This window comes from Bartonella sp. MR168JLCBS, from assembly GCF_042194175.1.
In genome coordinates this window covers 1-371 of record NZ_JBHIMP010000116.1, presented here as the reverse complement: position 1 = coordinate 371, position 371 = coordinate 1, and the positions used below count along the sequence as shown (strand labels likewise).

Below are 371 nucleotides of genomic sequence, written 5' to 3'. Positions count from 1 at the left end.
CCACGCTTTCAACATCTGCAAGAAACTCGTGAAGGTAGCTTTATTGAAGGCAAGATGCCCGAAAGTCTAGGAAAAATTATCATTTGTGAAAATAATAAACAAAAGTTGAGAATACACCAAAGAAGCTTTCCAAAAGCAAATTTAAAAAGGAAATCGGCATGAAAATAACCCGAACAGGCCATTTCGCAACTTTTATGCTAGAAGAATTACAAAAGCAGCGTGAGACGATTGATAAAGCCATTAGCATTCATGCTCTTGAGGGAAGAACGCTCCGTTTCAAAATGCTCAAAATCTCAAAAGAATACGCGAAGGGGGACTTTTCACCTGAAGAGTTTAACCACCTCATAAACCACCCGCCTTACTGAGGAGAG

General features: G+C 39.6%; 1 protein-coding gene. It reads left to right on the top strand.

The window, feature by feature from the left end:
• The first annotated feature begins 158 nt into the window (after positions 1-158).
• A complete protein-coding gene (locus ACFIK8_RS09600) occupies positions 159-365 on the top strand; it encodes an antitoxin VbhA family protein (RefSeq protein ID WP_014924400.1) in 207 nt (68 codons plus the stop codon).
• Positions 366-371: the final 6 nt, after the last annotated feature.

Bases quoted from the DNA above. Each gene is read 5' to 3' on its own strand.
- ACFIK8_RS09600 (WP_014924400.1), top strand. From the start codon at position 159: ATGAAAATAACCCGAACAGGCCATTTCGCAACTTTTATGCTAGAAGAA.